Source organism: Burkholderia sp. 9775_39 (assembly GCF_015712225.1).
GTDB classification, from domain to species: domain Bacteria; phylum Pseudomonadota; class Gammaproteobacteria; order Burkholderiales; family Burkholderiaceae; genus Burkholderia; species Burkholderia cenocepacia.
Window position 1 is genome coordinate 421857 of sequence record NZ_JACCQC010000002.1, and the last position, 18915, is coordinate 440771.

Sequence of the window (18915 nt, forward strand, 5' to 3'; positions counted from 1 at the left end):
GCGCTTACCTCGCGCGCGGTCGCGCCCATCGTTCGATCGCACTGACGGCCCGCTGCAATCCCTCCTCCTGCGCGATGCGCGTGCCGAGCGCCGCCGCACGCGCCTTCGTCTCGCCGCGTTCGGCAAACGCGATCGCCCGTGCCAGCGCGGCCGCCTCCACGCGCCGCCCCGCGACCGGCGCATCCGCGACACCGAGCCGTTGCAGCCGGTTCGCCCAGAAGAACTGATCGCCCGCGAACGGCACGACCACCGACGGAATGCCGGCCCGCGCCGCCGAATGCGTGGTGCCCGACCCGCCGTGATGCATCGCCATCGCGACGCGCGGGAACAGCCAGTCGTGCGGCGTGTCGCCGATCACGCGAACGTGCGCCGGCAGCAGCGACGCATCGATGCCGCTCCAGCCCGGATAGAACAGCGCGCGCCGGCCGGCCAGCGCCTGCGTCAGCGCGGCGGCCAGCGCCGCCCGATCGAAGCCGGCCATGCTGCCGAACCCGATGTACACGGGCGGCTCGCCCGCGTCGAGAAACGCCGACAGTTCGGGCGGCGGCGTCCACGCACGCGCGTCGACCCGCCACTGGCCGCAGGCGTGCACGTTCGCCGGCCAGTCGGCCGGACCGGACAGCAGCGCCGGCGACACGCCATACAGCATCGGATGATCGGTCCACACGTGCTTGCGCGGCGGCAATCCGCAGACGCTGGCGCGCGCCGCGTTGGTCGACTTCCTGAACGCGTGCCACAGCAACGCATTCACGAGCCGATGGCTCGCGCGATTCAGCCAGCGCGGCAGCTTCCCCGGCGGCAGGAACGGCGACGCGAATTCGGCGGTCGGCGTGATCGGGATCATGCCGGTGCCGATCGCCGGTATGCGGCGATACTCGGCGACCGACAGCCCGACGAACGACGCGAGGCCCGACACGAGCAGCGCATCGCACCCGGCCGACGCGTCCGCGACTTCTTGCATCCATGCGGCCGTGTTCGCATTCGCGATCGCCGCGAGCGCCTTCGACGTATCGTTGAAGCCGCCCCTCCCGCGCACCGCATCGGCCAGCGCGCCTTCCGGCGCGATCGCGCGACGGATATCGCCGGACAGCGGCGCCGACGGCACGCCGAGCGCGGCGGCCGAGCCGAGCGTCGCCGCGTCGGCCAGCAGCCGGACGTCGTGGCCGGCATCCAGCAGCGCGCGACCGAGCGCCGCGAGCGGACGCGTGTCGCCTTCGGTGCCGTAGGTGGCGATGACGAGTTTCATGCGGGGCTCCTCGTGCACGGCGGAAAAGGTTGGATTCAAAAACGTGCACGTCGTATACTAATGCAATCCGCACACTTTCAGTCAATCCCCTGCCATGACGACTCCGACCGACGATCCGGGCCGCCGCGCGCGCAAACGCATCCAGATGCTCGCGCATCTCGCCGCGACCGGCGCGCGCCTGTTCGATGCGCACGGCTACGATGCCGTCACGATGGAGCAGATCGCCGCGCAGGCCGATGTCGCGAAACGCACGCTGTACAACCACTTTCCGACGAAGGAAGCCGTGCTCGCGCACTGGCTCGAAGGCGAACTCGCGCGCGATCTCGCGCATCTGCAACACGACGTCGCGCGGCGCAAGACCTTTGCGTCGCGCATCGGCTGCGTGCTCGACGCGTCGGCCGCCTGGTGCGAGCACCATCCGGCGTACCTGCTCGCGTACCTGCGGCACCGCTTCCTGAGCATCGGCGCAGCCGAACCGGCGCGTGCGGGAGAGAACGGCAGCGACATCGCATGGGTGTGGCAGCAACTGATCGCCGCCGGGCAGCAGGCCGGCGAACTGAACGCCGCGCTGCGGGCCGATCAGCTCGCGACCTGGTTCCATCACCTGTATCTCGCGGCGATGCTGCGCTGGCTGACCGTGCCGGGGCTGTCGCTGAAACGGGAGTTTCAGTCGGTCGCGAAGCTGTTCATCGAAGGCGCGGAAGCGAAACGGTGACGCAGCCAACGCGTCGCGTGGCACACACATTGTTACAACGAACCCACACTTCGCATGCCAAATTTCCCGCGCGGCAGTATGCTGATGTCGTACGGCTGCGCACTGCGCATCGGGTAATCCCGTCGTTCGCACGCGACACGCGCCGCCGTCGCGACCGCAATCATGCGTTGCAAGGAGGGTTGTGATGGCTACCACGCATCAGCACTTCCACCTCGAACTACGGCACGCCACCGCGCCGACCTACTTCATCAGTTACCTGTTCCCTGCGTTGCTGTTCGTCTACGAACTGCTGCGCGTCGGCCAGTGGATCCGCGATCACGGGATGCAATTCGTCGCGTTCAAGCAGATGGGCTACGAGTATCTGCTGATGCTGCTGTTCGTCGGGCTGCAGATCGTCGTCGAGGCGATCTTCCTGCTCGGCGCCGCGATGCGCAAGGATCATCGCGATTTCGAGCACCGCTTGCCGAACGTGATTCTCGGCATCGGGCTTTCGATCGTACTGCTGGCGATCGATCTCGCGATCCAGCTTTCGTTCTGACCACCGGCGGGCAGGCGCCCGCCGGCGAAGGCGAGCGCGCTCAGACGAGCGCGTCGCGCAGGCACGTCGCGACGGCGGCCAGCACGTCGTCGGTCCGCTCGCGGTGCGGCAGGTGTCCGCAGCGCGCAAGCAACAGGAACGACGACGGCCCCGCGACGCGCGCGGCGATCCGCTTCGGATGCACGTCAGACCCGTATTCGTCGTCTTCGCCGTGAATCGCGAGCGTCGCGCACTGCACGCGCGGCAGGTCGTCGTCGAGATTCCAGTCGCGAAACGCCGGCGACAGCCACGTGTCGACCCACGCGCGCAGCACCCATTCGGCCTTGTCGCCGTGATAGCGCGCGAGCCGGTCGAGTTGACCCGGCTCATCGAACTGCCGCCCCGCGTCGCGAATGCCGGCCAGCGTGCGATCCTCGACGAACGCCTGCGCGGCGACGGTCACGAGCGCACGACACCGCTCAGGGTACGCGGCCGCACAGCCGACCGCCATCCCGCCGCCGACGCTGTGCCCGAACGCGACGAACGCGTCGACGCCGAGCTGTTCGAGTACCGCGGCGAACGCACGGTCGGCTTCGTCGCGCACGAACGTCGTGCCGAGCATGCCCGGATGCCGATCGGAACGGCCGAAACCGAGACGGTCGTACGCGATCACGTCGCGCTGCGTCGCGCGAGCGAGCTGCGCGGGGAAGTCGCGCCACAGGTCGACGCAGCCGAGCGAATCGTGCAGCAGCACGATCGGCGCGGCCGGCCCAGGCGCCGCCGCGGGCTGCGCCGGCCCCGCACGCCAGCGTTTCGCAAAGAGACGCCCTTGCGGCGTCTCGACGGTCGTCTCCTCGGTCAGGATATCGGTCATGTGTCGATCGTCTGCATGAGAGCGGCCGCGCGTCGGCGGCCGCATCGAATCCGCGCATGGTGGCCCGCCGGCGCGCGCAGCGTCAAGCAAGCCCCTACGGCCCGCGCGCTCATTCGGGCTGCGGCGGCAGATATTCCATCCGCGCCTCGTCGTACAGCCGGTAGATCAGCGCCTGCATCGCGCGGATGTCCTCCGATTCGTCGAGCGCGCGCATGCTCATGATGATCGGCGACACGAGGTTCGGATCGTCGAGCGGCTTGTAGCTGATGTCGTCGCGCTTGAGCCCGTACACGCTGTGCGGCACGACCGACACGCCCTCGCCCATCGCGACGAGGCCGAGCGCGATCTGCAACTCGCGCGTCTCGTAGATCCGGCGCGGTTGCAGCGCCCGATCGTGAAAGGCCGCGAGCACCTGGTCCGCGTAGCTCGGGCGCGGCGCCTTCGGAAAGATGATCAGCGTGTCGTTGACGAGATCGTGCAGCGACAGCACCGGTTTGGCGCTGTCGAGCACATGGCCGACCGGCAGCGCGACGATCATCCGCTCCTCGCGCAGCACGACGCGCCGCACGCTCGGGTCCTCGTGGCGGATGCGTCCGAACCCGACGTCGATGCGCCCTTCCTTGAGCGCCTTGATCTGGTCCATCGTCGACATCTCGTGCAGGCTCAGCTCGACGGCCGGATATTCGCTGCGAAAGCGCCGGATGATCTTCGGCAGCATCCCGTACAGCGTCGAGCCGACGAAACCGACCGACATGCTGCGCTCGATCTTGCCGACCCGCTTCGTCATCGATTCGAGTTCGGTCGTCTGCGCGAGCAGTTGCACCGCGTGCGAATAGAAGAAGCGTCCGGCATCGGTCAGCTTCAGCGGCCGCGCGTTGCGCTCGAACAGCGGCACGCCGAGCGCCTCCTCGAGCTGCTGGATCTGCCGGCTCAGCGGCGGTTGCGCGATATGCAGCCGTTCCGCCGCCCGCGTGAAATTCCGCTCTTCGGCCACCGCGACGAAGTAGCGGAGATGTCTCAACTCCATGTTCGAATCCTCCCGGGACAGGCAACGGACGCTCACCCGGCGCCGCGCGAATAGCGCCCGCACCGCTCACCCTCGCCGGCTATCCGTACCGGCCTCCTCGATCGCCTGCTTCCCGATCCCGTCACGATACCTCAGCCGGCGCCGGTCCCGGCGCAAGCAGCGTCGTGCTGGCGACGACGCGCGGGGCTGCGCAAAGCAAAACGGGAAGCCGCGAGGCTTCCCGTTCGTTCACCGACGCCGCGCGGCGGCATCGTGTCGACCGCATCACACCTCGGTCGCGTACAGCGCATCGCGCTGCTCGTGGCTCAGCGAGTCGAGCGGCACGTCCGGCAACTGATAGCAGATCATCGTGCCGTACAGCTCGGCCAGGCAGTTGCTGCCGGCGTCGAGCGCGTAGCCGTCCTCGCCGTCCGGCGCCGGCGGGTACACTTCGCGCCACGCGTTGATCGCGGCTTCGATTCGCACGATGGAAACGGGTCCGGCCTTCCGCTCGGCGGGTGATGCGCTCATGGATTCCTCTGGGTTGCGCGCTCCGCGGGCCGTGCCGGCCCGGCGGGAGCGATGAAAACGCCGGGCCGCTCGCCGGCCGCCGCGCGGCGCGCGCCGGATGCCGATCCGCGCCGCGCCTGTCGCGCCGGCCGGGCCGTGGCCCGGTAGGGTCGGGCAATATAACCGGCTTTGACCCCGTGCAGGCAAAAGCCGGGCAAAAAAAACGGGAAGCGCGCGGCTTCCCGTTTCGTCGACCGTCGCGCGGCCGCCTGCCGCGCCGGCCTCAGCCCGCGGTTTCGCGGTTCGCCACCGGCTGCCGCTGCGCGCCGCGATTCGCGGCGATCCACGGCGCGATCTCCATGTCCTCGTAGCGCACGAACCGGCTCTTCTTCAGGAACCGGAAGCCGAGCCACACGACGACGAACAGCGGAATGCCGACATAGGTCGCGGCCACGCCGGCCCAGTCGATCCGGTTCGCGAGGAACGCCTGGTAATCCTGGCCGAGCGCGATCACGAGGCACAGCACGAACGCGAACAGCGGGCCGAACGGGAACCACTTCGACTGGTACGGCAACTGGTCGAGCGCATACCCCTGCTTCACGTAGCCCTTGCGGAACCGGTAGTGGCTGACCGCGATGCCGAGCCACGCGATGAAGCCCGTCATCCCGGACGTGTTCAGCAGCCACAGGTACACGGTCTTGTCGCCGTACAGCGACGTGAAGAAGCACAGCGCGCCGACGGCGGTGGTCGCGTACAGCGCGTTGCGCGGCACGCCGCCCGGCGACAGCTTCGCGAACACCTTCGGCGCGCGGCCTTCGGTCGCGAGGTTGTAGAGCATCCGCGTCGACGCGTACATGCCCGAGTTGCCGGCCGACAGCACGGCCGTCAGGATCACCGCGTTCATCACGCCGGCCGCGAAGGCCAGGCCCGCGTGACGGAACACGAGCGTGAACGGGCTCACGCCGATGTCGGTCACGTCCGTCTTCAGCAGGTTCGGGTCGGTATACGGAATCAGCACGCCGATCACGAAGATCGCGAACACGTAGAACAGCAGGATGCGCCAGAACACCTGGCGCACCGCGCGCGGGATCGTCGTACGCGGGTTTTCCGATTCGCCGGCCGCGACGCCGATCAGCTCGGTGCCCTGGAACGAGAAGCCCGCGATCATCGCGACGCCCATCAGCGCCGGCAGGCCGCCCGCGAACGGTGCGTCGCCGATCGTCAGGTTGCCCCAGCCGTTGGCCGGCGCGCCCTTCAGAATGCCGAAGATCATCAGCAGCCCGACGCCGATGAACGCGACCACGGTGACGACCTTGATCAGCGCGAACCAGTATTCGGCTTCGCCGAAACCGCGCACGGTGAGCGCATTGAGCAGGAACATCACGCCGAGGAACGCCGCGCTCCACCACACGCCCGGCACGTCCGGAAACCAGTAGTGCATCACGAGCTGCGCGGCGACGAGCTCGACCGCGATCGTCACCGCCCAGTTGTACCAGTAGTTCCAGCCGAGCGCGAAGCCGAAGCCTTCATCGACGTATTTCGCGCCGTAGGTCGCGAACGAGCCCGACACCGGCATGAACGCGGCCATCTCGCCGAGGCTCGTCATCAGGAAGTAGACCATCAGGCCGATCAGCATGTACGCGACCATCGCGCCGCCGGGGCCGGCCTGCGAGATCGACGCGCCGGACGCGACGAACAGGCCCGTGCCGATCGAGCCGCCGATGGCGATCATCGTCAGGTGGCGCGCCTTCAGCGCGCGATGAAGCTTGGGTGGGTTCGCGGGCGAACCGGGTTGGTCGGAATTCGGAATTGCGGACATAAACGAGACGAACGTTGAGCGGGCCGGCATCCGTAGCCGGCGCATGCGGAATCGGAGCGCGGCGCGCGTCCTGCGATGCATTCGATGCGGCCCCGATACGCGTTGCGCGGCGGGCGCCTGCGGCGAAGCGCGGATTCTACCTGATTCGATACGGGGACAGCTGAGGTGGCCCCGCCCGCCGCCCCGCCGGAGATTTCGCGGAATCAACGGGTTGGCCGCGTCGGCGCGGCCACGGTCGCACGTCGTTGCAAAGACCCCGATTACGAACGGGTCATTCGATATTCGTTTTTCCCGGTCACGACCTAATCCTGTCCCGATCCGCCAAATACCGCGGCAATACGCAAAATCGACCGATCAATACACCATTAATCAGACAAAAAGCCCGACACTGGTCATTGATTCAAATCAAATCGCCCGCGCGCCATGCGGTAATGATGCGTAACCGTTTCGAATCGCCGTATCCGCATGCATGTTTTGCATGCGCACGCGAAATTCAGGAATTCGCGGGATAATGACGCTTAATTCGAAATAATCCGCGCGCGGAACCGCAACGACGCGACCAGCCGCCACCCGCCACCCCCGAGGATGAAGTCATTCCCGCTGCCCGCCACGCTGCGCCGCCATACCGCGTCGGTCGTGGCACGCATTCTGTCGCCCCGCGGCGTACTCGTGGCGGGCATCGTCCTGCTGATGTTCAGTTGGGGACTTTCCACGTCGCTATTAATCGAGGCGCGCCGCGACGCGTATGACCATGCGGTCGAAAATGCGCGCAATCTGATGCTGCTGATCGAACGCGATATCGCGCGCAATATCGAACTCTACGATTTGTCATTACAAAACGTCGTCGACGGCGTGGCCGATCCGGAACTGATGACATTGCCGCCGCGCCAGCGCCACCGGCTGCTGTTCGACCGCGCGGCCACCGGCGCCTATCTCGGCTCCATTTTCGTGATGGATGCGCACGGCAATATCGCGATCGATTCGAGCGCATCGCCCGCGCGGCAAGGCAATTTCGCCGACCGCGACTATTTCGCCGTGCACCGCGACCGGCTCGTCCCCGGCCTCTACATCAGCCGGCCGTACGCGTCGCGGCTGCGCGGCGGCGCGCTGACGATCGCGCTGAGCCGCCGGATCAACCGGCCCGACGGCACGTTCGCCGGGATCGTCGTCGGCACGCTCAGCATCGACTACTTCCGCGCGCTGCTCGACGGCCTCGCGGTCGGCCGGCACGGCAGCGCGGCGATCGTCGAGGACAACGGCACGCTCGTGTCGCGCCTGCCGTACGACACGCGGGTGGTGGGCCTCGACCTGCACGACTCGCCGCTGTTCGTCGACGCGCAGCGCAGCCGCGACGGCGAGCTGAGCGGGGTCGGCGCCATCGACGGCGTGCGGCGCGTCTATGTTTACAAGCATCTCGCCGGGCTGCCGCTGATCGTCGACGTCGCGCCCGCCGAGATCGACATCTATGCGTCGTGGCAGCACCGCGCGGTGTGGACCGTCGTGCTGATGAGCCTGTTTACGGCGTTCATCGCGTGGGGCTCGCTCGCGCTGTCGCGCGAGCTGAAGCGCCGGCAGGACGCGGAATCGAAGCTGTACCGGCTCGCGCACACCGATTCGCTGACGGGCCTCGACAACCGCGGCACGTTCGATGCGGTGCTCGCGAAGGAAGCCCAGCGCGCGTCGCGCAGCGGCCGCCCGTTGTCCGTGCTGTTCGTCGACGTCGATCACTTCAAGGCGTTCAACGACTACTACGGCCACCCGGCCGGCGACGACGTGCTGCGCCAGGTCGCGCAATCGCTGTCGCGCTGCCTGCGCCGCGACAGCGATCACGTCGCGCGCTACGGCGGCGAGGAATTCGTCGTCACGCTGCCCGACACCGACGCGCCGGGCGCGGCAACCGTCGCCGAGGGCATCCGGCGCGCGATCGCGGGGCTCGGGATCGAACACGTGAAAAGCCCGTACGGGCGCGTGACGGCCAGCATCGGCACGGCCACCGCCGCCGACGGCCGGATGAACGCCGCGACGCTGCTGCGGCGCGCCGACGAGGCGCTGTACCGCGCGAAGTCCGGCGGCCGCAACCGCGTGCTGGACGCACTGTCGAGCGCGGCCGACGCGTGACGCGAGGTGCGCCGTGGCCTGACGCGGCCGCCGGCCGCCCGGCCCGTCGGCGCCGCCGTGGACAGCCCGCGCGCGTTCGGCTAGCGTTACGTCAGCTGCGCAGGCGGCGCGGCGCCGGCCCGCGCGGGCCGCCGTGCGCGTCCCGGCTCCCTCGACTCCGTCATGACCGCCCCGCTCCCGACCCGACTGCCGCCGCTCGTGCGCCACGCGCTCCGCCCGCTGCTCGACCCGTACCGCCGCTACCGGCACGCGAAGCTAATCCATGCGGCGCGCGTCGCGCTCGCGATTCTCGTGTCGATCGCGCTGTCCACCGGCCTGCGCGTGCCGCACGGCGAATGGTCGACGATCACCGTGCTGATCGTCGTCGGCGGGCTGCAACATCACGGCAACATCCGCAAGAAGGCGGCCGAGCGCGCGCTCGGCACGTCGATCGGCGCACTGGCGGGGCTCGGGCTGATCCTCCTCTACTCGTTCCTGCACGCGCCGTTCGCGATCTACCTGCTGATGGCCGTGGGGTGCGGTATCTGCGCGTATCACGCGATCGGCAAGGCCGGCTACATCGCGCTGCTGTCGGCGATCACGATGGTGATCGTCGCCGGGCACGGCGACAACGAGATCGTCGACGGCCTGTGGCGCGCGGTGAACGTGCTGGTCGGCATCGCGATCGCGCTGGCGTTCTCGTTCGCGCTGCCGCTCTATGCGACCTACTCGTGGCGCTACAAGCTGGCCGACGCGCTGCGCGCGTGCGCGGCCGTGCATGCGCGGCTCGCGGGCGACCGCCACGTGAGCGACGACGCACACCTGAAGGAAATGGCCGCGCTGAGCGCGCTGCTCGTGCAGTTGCGCTCGCTGATGCCGTCGGTGTCGAAGGAGTGCGAGACGTCGATGGCGCAGCTCGAGGCGATCCAGCGCAGCCTGCGCCTGTGCATCGGTTATCTGGAGATCCTGTCGAGCGCGCTGCCGGCGCGCGACGACGTGGCGGCCCGCGAATACATGCGCGTCGAGATGAAGGGCGTGAACCGGCGCATCCGCGACACGCTGGTCGGGGCGAGCCGCGCGCTCAAGTTCGGCACGCCGAGCCGGCTGGCGCCGCGCCGCCGGCCGGCCGACCCGCCGCACGACGCGCCGCCGCCGCCGTTGTCCGGCTACGTGTCGATCACGGCCAAGCTGGCCGGAGAAGTCGACCAGTTGCGCGAGCGGCTGCTCGATACCGCGCGGTCGTGGAATATCTGAGGCGCCCGCTTCACGCGCCTTCCTTTCATATGCCTTTCGGCACATCGACGCGGCGCGCCGGCGACGCTGGGCACGGCCGGCCACCGATCCGGCCCCGGAAATCCGGCCCGCGGCCGGTTCGTCCGCGCGTTTTCGGCGGCGATGCAACGCCGCCCCGCACGGCGTTCTCCACCCGGTTAACCGCCCGTCAGGCCCGCCGCGACAGGCGCGACGCCGGTTCCGCACCAAAATCAACCCTTGCCCCAACTTCCCGGACAGCCGATACTCGCATATTCCGCGAAATACGATCCCACCGGCTTCAATCCACGGTAATTCCTATGAGCACGATTCTCGAAAGCCTCCCGACCGGCCAGAAGGTCGGTATCGCCTTCTCCGGCGGCCTGGACACCAGCGCCGCGCTGCACTGGATGAAACTGAAGGGCGCCGTCCCGTACGCATACACGGCGAACCTCGGCCAGCCCGACGAAGACGATTACGACGCGATCCCGAAACGCGCGATCGAATACGGCGCAGCCGGCGCCCGCCTGATCGACTGCCGCGCGCAGCTCGTCGCCGAAGGCATCGCGGCGCTGCAAAGCGGCGCGTTCCACATCACGACCGCCGGCGTCACGTACTTCAACACGACGCCGATCGGCCGCGCCGTGACGGGCACGATGCTCGTCGCCGCGATGAAGGAAGACGGCGTCAACATCTGGGGCGACGGCAGCACGTACAAGGGCAACGACATCGAGCGCTTCTACCGCTACGGCCTGCTCGTGAACCCGGATCTGAAGATCTACAAGCCGTGGCTCGACCAGACGTTCATCGACGAACTCGGCGGCCGCGCCGAAATGTCCGAATTCATGAACCAGGCCGGCTTCGCGTACAAGATGTCGGCCGAGAAGGCGTATTCGACCGACTCGAACCTGCTCGGCGCGACGCACGAGGCGAAGGATCTGGAAAGCCTCGAAAGCGGCATCAAGATCGTGAACCCGATCATGGGCGTCGCGTTCTGGCGCGACGACGTGAAGATCGCCGCCGAGGAAGTCACGGTGCGCTTCGAAGCCGGCCAGCCGGTCGCGCTGAACGGCGTCGAGTTCAAGGATCAGGTCGAGCTGCTGCTCGAAGCGAACCGCATCGGCGGCCGTCACGGCCTCGGCATGAGCGACCAGATCGAGAATCGGATCATCGAGGCGAAGAGCCGCGGCATCTACGAAGCTCCGGGCCTCGCGCTGCTGTACATCGCGTACGAGCGTCTCGTCACCGGCATCCACAACGAGGACACGATCGAGCAGTACCGCGAGAACGGCCGCCGCCTCGGCCGCCTGCTGTACCAGGGCCGCTGGTTCGACCCGCAGGCGATCATGCTGCGGGAAACCGCGCAACGCTGGGTCGCCCGCGCGATCACCGGCGAAGTGAAGATCGAACTGCGCCGCGGCAACGACTACTCGATCCTGAGCACGAAGTCGCCGAACCTCACGTACCAGCCGGAACGGCTGTCGATGGAGAAGGTGGCGTCGACGTTCTCGCCGCGCGACCGGATCGGCCAGCTGACGATGCGCAACCTCGACATCACCGATACGCGCGACAAGCTGCGCGTGTATTCGCAAGTCGGGCTGCTGACGCCGGGCGAAGCGTCGGCGCTGCCGCAGATCAAGGGCGACGGCGACAAGTAAGTCGCTGCGTTCGACGCCGTGCCGCATCGCTTGCATGCGGCACGGTCGGGCAGGCTGCCGTGTGGCGCATCGTTGCGCACGCAGCCTGCCGCTTCCCCGCTCCCCGCCTGTCCGCTTTCCCTTCGTATTCGCATCCCGCCGCGTGACGCACCAACGGCACTGCGCCGCCGCGCCAGTCATGGCAAGCTGCGAGTCGTCCGATTTTCTGCGTCGACTCATGGCCCCCCTTACCGTCATCCACCTGAACGGCCCGATCAACAGCGGCAAGACGACGATCGGCCTCGCGCTCGCACGCGTGCTGCCCGACGCGCGCTTCATCGACGGCGACGATCACGATGCGCCCGAAGACGCACCGTTCGACGTGCAGTGGGCGATTGCGCTCGAACGTCTCGTCACGCGGATCGCGAACGCGCGCGAACGCCATCTGGTCATCGCCTATCCGATCGGCGAAGCGGAATTCGAACGGCTGCGCGCGGCCTGCGAGGCGCGTGATGCGCGCCTGTTCGTCGTCACGCTCGCGCCGCCCGAAGCGGTCGCGGCGTCGAATCGCGGCGCGCGCGCGTTGACCGACTGGGAGCGCAACCGGATCGCGGAGATGTATCGCGAGGGCTATGCGGCGCGGCCGTTCAGCGAGATGGTGCTCGATACGTCCGCGGCGACGCCCGACGCGTGTGCGGCGCGCATCGCTCGGCAGGTCGCGGCGACGGCCTCGTAGCGACTGCGTCCGCATGCGCCTTCCGGCCCGCACGCGAACATGCGCTGACGCTGACGTTCCCGCGGGCCGATCGCGCGCCACCGCGCACGAAGCCGGACGGATACGTCACGCGCCTGTCCGGCTGCCCTGCCGCGCGCACATTGCGACGCTCACGAGTGATGCCGCACGCCCGGCACGGCCGCTTCCCGCGCCCCTTTGCGGCTCAGCATCAGCGTGACGACCGCCGACACCGCGAGCGTGCCGGCCACCACGTACAACCCCGCCGCATATCCGCCCGTCGCATGCTTGAGCCAACCGATCGCGAACGGCCCGACGAACCCGCCGAGATTGCCGATCGAATTGATCATCGCGATCCCCGCGGCCGCGCCGGCCCCCGACAGGAACGCACTGGGCATCGCCCACAGCGGCGCCTTCGCCGCACTGATCCCGATGTTGACGACGACCAGCGCGAGCACGGTCAGCAGCGCCGTACTCGCCTGCGCCGCGAACACGAACCCGATGCACGCCAGCACACACGGAATCACGACGTGCCAGGTGCGCTCGCCGGTGCGATCCGAATGTCGCGCCCACACGATCATCGCGACCACGGCGGCAATGCTGGGGATACCGGTCAGCAGGCCCGTCTGCAACGCGGTGAAGCCGAACTGCTTGACCATCAGCGGCGCCCACAGCCCGAGCGTATAGAGTCCCGCCGACGTGCCGAAGTAGATCAGCGCGAGCGCGAGCACGCGCGGATCGCGCAGGGCCTGCCACGCACCGGCCGTGTGCCCGACGTGCGTGTGGCGCGCGTCCGCTTCCGCTTTCAGCTTCGCGATCAGCCAGTCGCGCTCGTCGGCGCGCAGCCACGCGGCCTGCGACGGCGCATCGGTCAGGCGCTTCAGCACGACGAAGCCGAGCACGACCGCCGGCAGCGCTTCGACGATGTACAGCATCTGCCAGTCGGCGAGGCCGAGCATCGGCGGCATCTGCATGATCGCGCCCGACAGCGGCGAGCCGATCGCGGTCGAGATCGGCGCGGCCGCCATGAACCACGCGGCGGCCACCGCGCGCTGCTTCGCGGGGAACCACAGGCTCAGGTACAGGATGATGCCGGGGAAGAAACCGGCTTCGGCCATGCCGAGCAGGAAACGCAGCACGTAGAAGCTGGTCGGGCCGGCCGCGAACGCGGACACGGCCGACACGATGCCCCACGTGATCATCACGCGCGCGATCCAGATACGCGCGCCGACGCGGTGGAGAATCAGGTTGGACGGCACTTCGAACAGGAAGTAGCCGATGAAGAACAGGCCGCCGCCGAACCCGAACGCGGTCGGCGACAGGCCGATCGCCTGGTTCATCGTCATCGCGGCAAAGCCGACGTTGACGCGATCGAGAAAGCTGACGAAGTAAAGCAGCATCACGAACGGAATGATGCGCCACATCAGTTTCCGCGCGACGCGGGTTTCCAGATCCGCTTGCATGTGTCTCCTCCTTCGAGGTCGGACCGTGCGCCGTCGGTCGATCGACCGCGAGCGCCGGCCGGCGCCCGGCTCGCGTCGGATGCGCGAGTCGCGGGCAGAAAAAATGCCGAGTGAAGCGAACGGGCGGCGCGCGGCTGGCATGCGCACATGCGCGCGCCGGCCGCGCCGCCGTCAGGCCGCCACCGCCGCGTTCGCGACGCGCTCGCAGACGGCCGCCGTCACCTGCGCGGTCGTCGCGCGGCCGCCGAGGTCGCGCGTATGCAGCGACGGGTCGGCCGTCACGGCCTCGATCGCCTGCATCACACGCGCGGCCGCTTCCGTCTCGCCGAGATGCTCGAGCAGCATCACGACCGACCAGAACGTGCCGACCGGATTCGCGAGCCCCTTGCCCATGATGTCGAATGCGGAGCCGTGGATTGGCTCGAACATCGACGGATAGCGGCGCTCGGGATCGATGTTGCCGGTCGGCGCGATGCCGAGGCTGCCCGCGAGCGCGGCGGCAAGATCGCTGAGGATGTCCGCGTGCAGGTTGGTCGCGACGATCGTGTCGAGCGACGCCGGGCGGTTGACCATGCGCGCGGTTGCCGCATCGACGAGTTCCTTGTCCCACGTCACGTCGGGAAACTCCGGTGCGATCTGCTTCGCGATCTCGTCCCACATCACCATCGCATGCCGCTGCGCATTGCTCTTCGTGATGACGGTCAGCAGCTTGCGTGGGCGCGACTGCGCGAGCCGGAATGCGAAACGCATGATGCGTTCGACGCCGGCGCGCGTGAGGATCGACACATCGGTCGCGGCCTCGATCGGATGGCCCTGGTGCACGCGGCCGCCGACGCCCGCGTATTCGCCTTCCGAGTTCTCGCGCACGATCACCCAGTTCAGGTCGTCCGGCCCGCAGCGCTTCAGCGGCGCGTCGATGCCCGGCAGGATGCGCGTCGGACGCACGTTCGCGTACTGGTCGAAGCCCTGGCAGATCTTCAGGCGCAGCCCCCACAGCGTCACGTGGTCCGGCACGTCCGGGTCGCCCGCGGAGCCGAACAGGATCGCGTCCTTGCCGCGCAGCGCGTCGAGACCGTCGGCCGGCATCATCGCGCCATGCCGGCGGTAGTAATCGGCGCCCCAGTCGAAATCCTCGAACTCGAACGCGAAGCGGTCGCTGCCGCGGGCCAGCGCCTCCAGCACCTGCTTGCCAGCCGGCACCACTTCCTTGCCGATGCCGTCGCCGGGAATCGTTGCGATACGGTAGGTCTTCATGCGGACATCCTCGATTGATCGTGAGCGTGAACGCACTTTACCGAACCGGGAGTGTAGAAACCGGGGCTATACTCAAAGCATCTTTAACTTAAATTCACGAATCCCGTCATGGCGGATACCGTCCAGCCGGCCGATCTCGGCTTCTTCTCGACGCTGGCCGCGTCGGGCAGCCTGAGCGCGGCCGCGCGCGAACTCGGGCTGACCGCGGCGGCCGTCAGCAAGCGGCTCACGCAGATGGAGCGGCGCGCGGGCGTGACGCTCGTCAATCGCACGACGCGGCGAATGATGCTGACGCCCGAAGGCGACGTGTACCTCGAATACGCACGCCGGATCCTCGACCAGATGGACGAACTCGGCGAACTGCTCGGCAGCGCGAAACAGCGACCGAAAGGCCTGCTGCGCGTGAATGCGACGCTCGGGTTCGGGCGCAGCCACGTCGGCCCGGCGATCTCGCGCTTCGTCGCGCGCTATCCGGAAGTGTCGGTGCAGTTGCAGCTGTCGGTGATGCCGCCACCGCTCACCGACGACGCGTTCGACGTGTGCATCCGCTTCGGCGAACCGCCCGACACGCGCGTCGTCGCGCGGCGGCTCGCGCCGAACCGCCGGCTGCTGTGCGCGGCGCCCGCGTATCTCGCGCGGCACGGGACGCCCGGCACGCCGCACGACCTGACGCGGCACAACTGCATCGGCATCCGGCAAGGCGACGAAGGTTACGGCGTGTGGCGCCTGACGAGCGGACGCGGCGCGGCCCGCCACACGGAAGCCGTGCGGATCAACGGTAACCTGACGACGAACGACGGCGAGATCGCGGTGAAGTGGGCACTCGACGGGCACGGCATCCTGATGCGCGCGGAATGGGATCTGCGCGACTATCTCGCCGACGGGCGGCTGGTCGTCGTGCTGCCGGATCATGAAACGCCGAGCGCCGACATCTATGCGGTGTATGCGCAGCGGCACCAGATGTCCACGCGGATTCGCGCGTTCGTCGATTTTCTGGCGGAAGAATTGGGACGGCTGACGGCGATCTAGGGCGGCGGTTCCCTACCCATGGCAGCGTACGGTTTCGGGTCGCGGCGTATCGCTGCACGGATGTTCACCTGGCCTACGTGGGCCATATTCCGGCGAGTTTCGTGCTGCGTCGCCCAACGATCGACATCATCCGATACGTACCGGATGGCCCGCGCGTTACGCCTCGCAACCATTTGAGGACTTGCCGTCGGCATCCCGCCGTCAGGCTGCCGCGACCAGTCCGCTGTAGCGGTCGCAGGTAGCGGCGGCATCCTGCGCCGGCCGCCACCCTACCGCCCCCGCCGCCGCCAGCCCTGTGTGTTCCTTCCCGGCCTGCACGAAACGCTCCGCGATCCAGTCGACGAACGCGCGCACGCCGGGCGACACATGCGGGCGCTTCACGTAGACGACCGACACGGCGAGCGCATCGGGTTGCCAACACGGCAGCACCTCCCGCAGCCGTCCCGCCTCGATCAGCGGCTGCGCGGCGACGCGCGTCGGCTGGATCAGTCCGAGGCCGTGCACGCCGCAGGCGAGATACGCCTGCTCGTCGTCCACGCTGACGATGCCGTCGAGCCGCACCTTGCGCACCGCGTCGTCCACCATGAACTCGAGCTCCGCCGGACGCTGGCCGAACACGTGCGATCCGCAAATCGCACGATGCGCGCCCAGATCGTCGGGTGTACGCGGCACGCCGAAGCGGTCGAGATACGCGGGGCTCGCGCAGGTCACGCGCTCGAGCGCGCCGAGCCGGCGCGCGACGAGCGACGAATCGGGCAGCGCACCGAGCCGGACGCTGCAATCGATCGCGTCGCCGATGCGGTCGCCCGCGCGCCCGGCCACGGCGAGCATCAGCTCCAGATCGGGATGCCGGGCATGAAATTCGCCGAGCGCCGGCAACACGATCGCGCCCGCCACCGACGCCGGCAATTCGACGCGCAGCGGCCCGCTCGGATGCAGCGCGGCGCCGCGGATGCTCGCTTCGAGCTCGTCGACGTCCGCCGTGATGCTGACGCAGCGCCGGTAATACGCGTCGCCTTCGGGCGTCGGCCGCAACGCGCGCGTCGTGCGCACCAGCAGCGGCATGCCGAGCGCCGCTTCGAGCTCCTGCACGGTGCGCGTGGCGGTGGCGCGCGAAATGCCGAGCGCCTGCGCCGCGCGCGTAAAACTGTTCATTTCGACGATGCGCGTGAAGATGCGCATCGCGCGGATCGGATTGTCCACCGGACACCTCTGCATGGTTGCACTCTGCCGCGGCGCGCGTTCGCGCACCGTGCGTGCGTGTCGATGTCGACGCAAGCCGCGCGACCGGCGCGGCCGTCGGGTCAGGCGTTCGCCGCCGCGACGCCGGGCGCCGGTTCGGCGAGCAGCCGTTGCGCGAGCGCCAGCGCGTCGTCGCGGCTCGCCGCCGCGTTCAGCGGATACCCCCAGACCTTCTCGAAGGCACCCGAAAAGGCATTGAGCGCCACGCGCCGCGCCGCATTGGGCTCGATCGCGATCATCCCGGGAATCCATTCGCGCGACAGCGCGCGGTTGGCCTTGCTCCACTTCGCGAGCTGCTTGCGCATCTCGTGATCGTTGTCGGCCCGATCGTCGCCGGACGGCGCGTCGTCGGTCAGAAGAACGAAGCGTTCGCGGCGCGCCAGCAGCGCGTCGAGTTCGGCAAGCAGGCGGGCGGGATCGGTGTGGGTCGAGCCGCTGTAACGCAGCCAGACAAACGGGAATTCAGTCGTGACGATTTGCATGTTGGCCTCCAGATGAGAACGATTCTCATTTTATGGATCGAGACCTGATGCGTCATTTCTCATCCCGGCCAACTGCTTTTTCAATCCGGCCAACCGTGCGCGGGCGCGCAGCCCGGCGGTTCAGCGTTGCCGGTCGGTCAGGAATTGCGTCGGCGGCTTGCCGGTCGCCTTGCGGAACATCGTGACGAAGCTGCTCGCGCTTTCGTAGCCGAGATCGATCGCGATCTGGTGCACGCGGCGGCCGGTCGTCAGCATCCGCAGCGACAGCGCGACGTGCAGCCGCCGGCGCCAGTCGCCCAGGCTCATGCCGAGCTCCCTCGTCGCGAGCCGCGTCAGGCTGCGCTCGCTGATGCCCGCGCGCCGCGCGAGCTCGGGCAGCGGCGACTTGTCGGCCGGGTCGTCGAGCAGATGGTCGATCAGCTTGCGCAGCCGGCGGTCGGCCGGCATCGGCAGGTACAGGTCCTCGACCGGCGCCGCGACGAGTTCGTCGAGCAGCGTCGCCACCAGCCGCCCTTGCGGCCCGTCGACGTCGTACAGATTCGGGAAGCTGGCCGCCTTCAGCAGCAGTTCGCGCAGCAGCGGCGACACGCCCAGCGTGCAGCAGCGCGTGGGCAGGTCGAGCGCCGCGTCGGGTTCGACCAGCACCGCGTAGAAGGTCGCGCCGGCCGAGCCGCGCGCCGCGTGCGGGACATCGCCGGGAATCCAGACCGTGCATTGCGGCGGCGCGGTCCACACGCCGCCGTCGATCTCGCAATAGACGACGCCCGTCAGCGTGTAGAGCAGCTGCGCCTGGCGATGGCTGTGCCGCTCCAGCCGCCATTCGGGCTCGACGACCGAGCCGCCGAACACGACGAGCGGACGCGGCACGTGATAGACGTCGGCGTCCGCGGCGGGATCGGTGGTCGGTGGAAGGTCGCGCATGGAACGACGGGTCGTGAAAAAAGGCCGGACGCCGGCGCGTCCTGTCGTGCTTATACCAGAAAGGCGCGGCCGCAGCCGTACCGTTCGAGGGCGCCTGCACCCGCGCGCCGAACCGAATA

17 protein-coding genes are annotated in these 18915 nt (G+C 68.6%); 7 read left to right on the forward strand and 10 right to left on the reverse strand.

Features of this window, described 5'->3' with window-relative positions:
* Positions 1-4: 4 nt before the first annotated feature.
* On the reverse strand, positions 5-1246 hold the full coding sequence (locus tag H0X90_RS04715) for a glycosyltransferase (protein ID WP_006496059.1): 1242 nt from the start codon (positions 1244-1246) through the stop codon (positions 5-7).
* 94 nt (positions 1247-1340) lie between these two features.
* On the opposite strand from H0X90_RS04715, the gene H0X90_RS04720 reads away from it, so the two are divergent.
* Both H0X90_RS04720 and H0X90_RS04725 read left to right on the forward strand, forming a co-directional pair.
* Entirely contained in the window at positions 1341-1961 is a 621-nt protein-coding gene (locus H0X90_RS04720; RefSeq protein WP_006482520.1) for a TetR/AcrR family transcriptional regulator, read from the forward strand.
* Positions 1962-2145: 184 nt separating this feature from the next.
* Positions 2146-2499: a hypothetical protein gene (locus tag H0X90_RS04725; RefSeq protein WP_006482519.1), complete on the forward strand. Its 354-nt coding sequence runs from the start codon at positions 2146-2148 to the stop codon at positions 2497-2499.
* A 40-nt stretch (positions 2500-2539) separates the two neighbouring features.
* Here the strand turns inward: H0X90_RS04725 and H0X90_RS04730 are convergent, their stop codons facing one another.
* The 4 genes from H0X90_RS04730 to H0X90_RS04745 all read right to left on the reverse strand — a co-directional run bounded on the left by H0X90_RS04730 (position 2540) and on the right by H0X90_RS04745 (position 6687).
* The gene (locus H0X90_RS04730; protein WP_043205198.1) at positions 2540-3352 is read right to left on the reverse strand and encodes an alpha/beta fold hydrolase; all 813 of its coding nucleotides are present in this window, start codon (positions 3350-3352) and stop codon (positions 2540-2542) included.
* A 109-nt stretch (positions 3353-3461) separates the two neighbouring features.
* Positions 3462-4379 (reverse strand): LysR family transcriptional regulator, encoded by a 918-nt coding sequence (locus H0X90_RS04735; RefSeq protein WP_006482538.1) that lies wholly within the window; start codon positions 4377-4379, stop codon positions 3462-3464.
* A gap of 264 nt (positions 4380-4643) precedes the next feature.
* Positions 4644-4889, reverse strand: a complete 246-nt coding sequence (locus tag H0X90_RS04740; protein ID WP_012338561.1) for a DUF3717 domain-containing protein — start codon at positions 4887-4889, stop codon at positions 4644-4646.
* A 262-nt stretch (positions 4890-5151) separates the two neighbouring features.
* Positions 5152-6687, reverse strand: coding sequence for an amino acid permease (locus H0X90_RS04745; RefSeq protein ID WP_006496062.1), 1536 nt, complete (start codon positions 6685-6687; stop codon positions 5152-5154).
* Between the two features lie 585 nt (positions 6688-7272).
* On the opposite strand from H0X90_RS04745, the gene H0X90_RS04750 reads away from it, so the two are divergent.
* The 4 genes from H0X90_RS04750 to H0X90_RS04765 all read left to right on the forward strand — a co-directional run bounded on the left by H0X90_RS04750 (position 7273) and on the right by H0X90_RS04765 (position 12408).
* Entirely contained in the window at positions 7273-8805 is a 1533-nt protein-coding gene (locus H0X90_RS04750; RefSeq protein ID WP_006491554.1) for a sensor domain-containing diguanylate cyclase, read from the forward strand.
* Positions 8806-8967: 162 nt separating this feature from the next.
* Positions 8968-10038, forward strand: a complete 1071-nt coding sequence (locus H0X90_RS04755; RefSeq protein ID WP_012493157.1) for an FUSC family protein — start codon at positions 8968-8970, stop codon at positions 10036-10038.
* A gap of 317 nt (positions 10039-10355) precedes the next feature.
* Positions 10356-11693 carry an argininosuccinate synthase gene (gene argG / locus H0X90_RS04760; RefSeq protein ID WP_006496064.1) on the forward strand — a complete coding sequence of 446 codons (1338 nt, stop codon included), beginning with the start codon at positions 10356-10358 and terminating at the stop codon, positions 11691-11693.
* Positions 11694-11910: 217 nt separating this feature from the next.
* On the forward strand, positions 11911-12408 hold the full coding sequence (locus tag H0X90_RS04765) for a hypothetical protein (RefSeq protein WP_006487487.1): 498 nt from the start codon (positions 11911-11913) through the stop codon (positions 12406-12408).
* A 149-nt stretch (positions 12409-12557) separates the two neighbouring features.
* Here the strand turns inward: H0X90_RS04765 and H0X90_RS04770 are convergent, their stop codons facing one another.
* Positions 12558-13868, reverse strand: coding sequence for an MFS transporter (locus tag H0X90_RS04770; RefSeq protein ID WP_077190833.1), 1311 nt, complete (start codon positions 13866-13868; stop codon positions 12558-12560).
* Between the two features lie 171 nt (positions 13869-14039).
* Complete coding sequence (locus H0X90_RS04775; protein ID WP_006496065.1) at positions 14040-15122, reverse strand: tartrate dehydrogenase; 1083 nt, start codon at positions 15120-15122, stop codon at positions 14040-14042.
* Positions 15123-15230: 108 nt separating this feature from the next.
* Here H0X90_RS04775 and H0X90_RS04780 point away from each other — a divergent pair, with 108 nt between their 5' ends.
* Complete coding sequence (locus H0X90_RS04780; protein WP_069357765.1) at positions 15231-16151, forward strand: LysR substrate-binding domain-containing protein; 921 nt, start codon at positions 15231-15233, stop codon at positions 16149-16151.
* 201 nt (positions 16152-16352) lie between these two features.
* Here the strand turns inward: H0X90_RS04780 and H0X90_RS04785 are convergent, their stop codons facing one another.
* The 3 genes from H0X90_RS04785 to H0X90_RS04795 form a co-directional block, all read right to left on the reverse strand.
* The gene (locus H0X90_RS04785; RefSeq protein WP_077215609.1) at positions 16353-17354 is read right to left on the reverse strand and encodes a LysR family transcriptional regulator; all 1002 of its coding nucleotides are present in this window, start codon (positions 17352-17354) and stop codon (positions 16353-16355) included.
* 101 nt (positions 17355-17455) lie between these two features.
* On the reverse strand, positions 17456-17875 hold the full coding sequence (locus H0X90_RS04790; RefSeq protein WP_006490454.1) for an ATP--cob(I)alamin adenosyltransferase: 420 nt from the start codon (positions 17873-17875) through the stop codon (positions 17456-17458).
* A gap of 120 nt (positions 17876-17995) precedes the next feature.
* Positions 17996-18796: a helix-turn-helix domain-containing protein gene (locus H0X90_RS04795; protein ID WP_006490459.1), complete on the reverse strand. Its 801-nt coding sequence runs from the start codon at positions 18794-18796 to the stop codon at positions 17996-17998.
* Positions 18797-18915 lie beyond the last annotated feature (119 nt).

Bases quoted from the DNA above. Each gene is read 5' to 3' on its own strand.
- H0X90_RS04715 (WP_006496059.1), bottom strand. From the start codon at position 1,246: ATGAAACTCGTCATCGCCACCTACGGCACCGAAGGCGACACGCGTCCG.
- H0X90_RS04720 (WP_006482520.1), top strand. From the start codon at position 1,341: ATGACGACTCCGACCGACGATCCGGGCCGCCGCGCGCGCAAACGCATC.
- H0X90_RS04725 (WP_006482519.1), top strand. From the start codon at position 2,146: ATGGCTACCACGCATCAGCACTTCCACCTCGAACTACGGCACGCCACC.
- H0X90_RS04730 (WP_043205198.1), bottom strand. From the start codon at position 3,352: ATGACCGATATCCTGACCGAGGAGACGACCGTCGAGACGCCGCAAGGG.
- H0X90_RS04735 (WP_006482538.1), bottom strand. From the start codon at position 4,379: ATGGAGTTGAGACATCTCCGCTACTTCGTCGCGGTGGCCGAAGAGCGG.
- H0X90_RS04740 (WP_012338561.1), bottom strand. From the start codon at position 4,889: ATGAGCGCATCACCCGCCGAGCGGAAGGCCGGACCCGTTTCCATCGTG.
- H0X90_RS04745 (WP_006496062.1), bottom strand. From the start codon at position 6,687: ATGTCCGCAATTCCGAATTCCGACCAACCCGGTTCGCCCGCGAACCCA.
- H0X90_RS04750 (WP_006491554.1), top strand. From the start codon at position 7,273: ATGAAGTCATTCCCGCTGCCCGCCACGCTGCGCCGCCATACCGCGTCG.
- H0X90_RS04755 (WP_012493157.1), top strand. From the start codon at position 8,968: ATGACCGCCCCGCTCCCGACCCGACTGCCGCCGCTCGTGCGCCACGCG.
- argG (WP_006496064.1), top strand. From the start codon at position 10,356: ATGAGCACGATTCTCGAAAGCCTCCCGACCGGCCAGAAGGTCGGTATC.
- H0X90_RS04765 (WP_006487487.1), top strand. From the start codon at position 11,911: ATGGCCCCCCTTACCGTCATCCACCTGAACGGCCCGATCAACAGCGGC.
- H0X90_RS04770 (WP_077190833.1), bottom strand. From the start codon at position 13,868: ATGCAAGCGGATCTGGAAACCCGCGTCGCGCGGAAACTGATGTGGCGC.
- H0X90_RS04775 (WP_006496065.1), bottom strand. From the start codon at position 15,122: ATGAAGACCTACCGTATCGCAACGATTCCCGGCGACGGCATCGGCAAG.
- H0X90_RS04780 (WP_069357765.1), top strand. From the start codon at position 15,231: ATGGCGGATACCGTCCAGCCGGCCGATCTCGGCTTCTTCTCGACGCTG.
- H0X90_RS04790 (WP_006490454.1), bottom strand. From the start codon at position 17,875: ATGCAAATCGTCACGACTGAATTCCCGTTTGTCTGGCTGCGTTACAGC.
- H0X90_RS04795 (WP_006490459.1), bottom strand. From the start codon at position 18,796: ATGCGCGACCTTCCACCGACCACCGATCCCGCCGCGGACGCCGACGTC.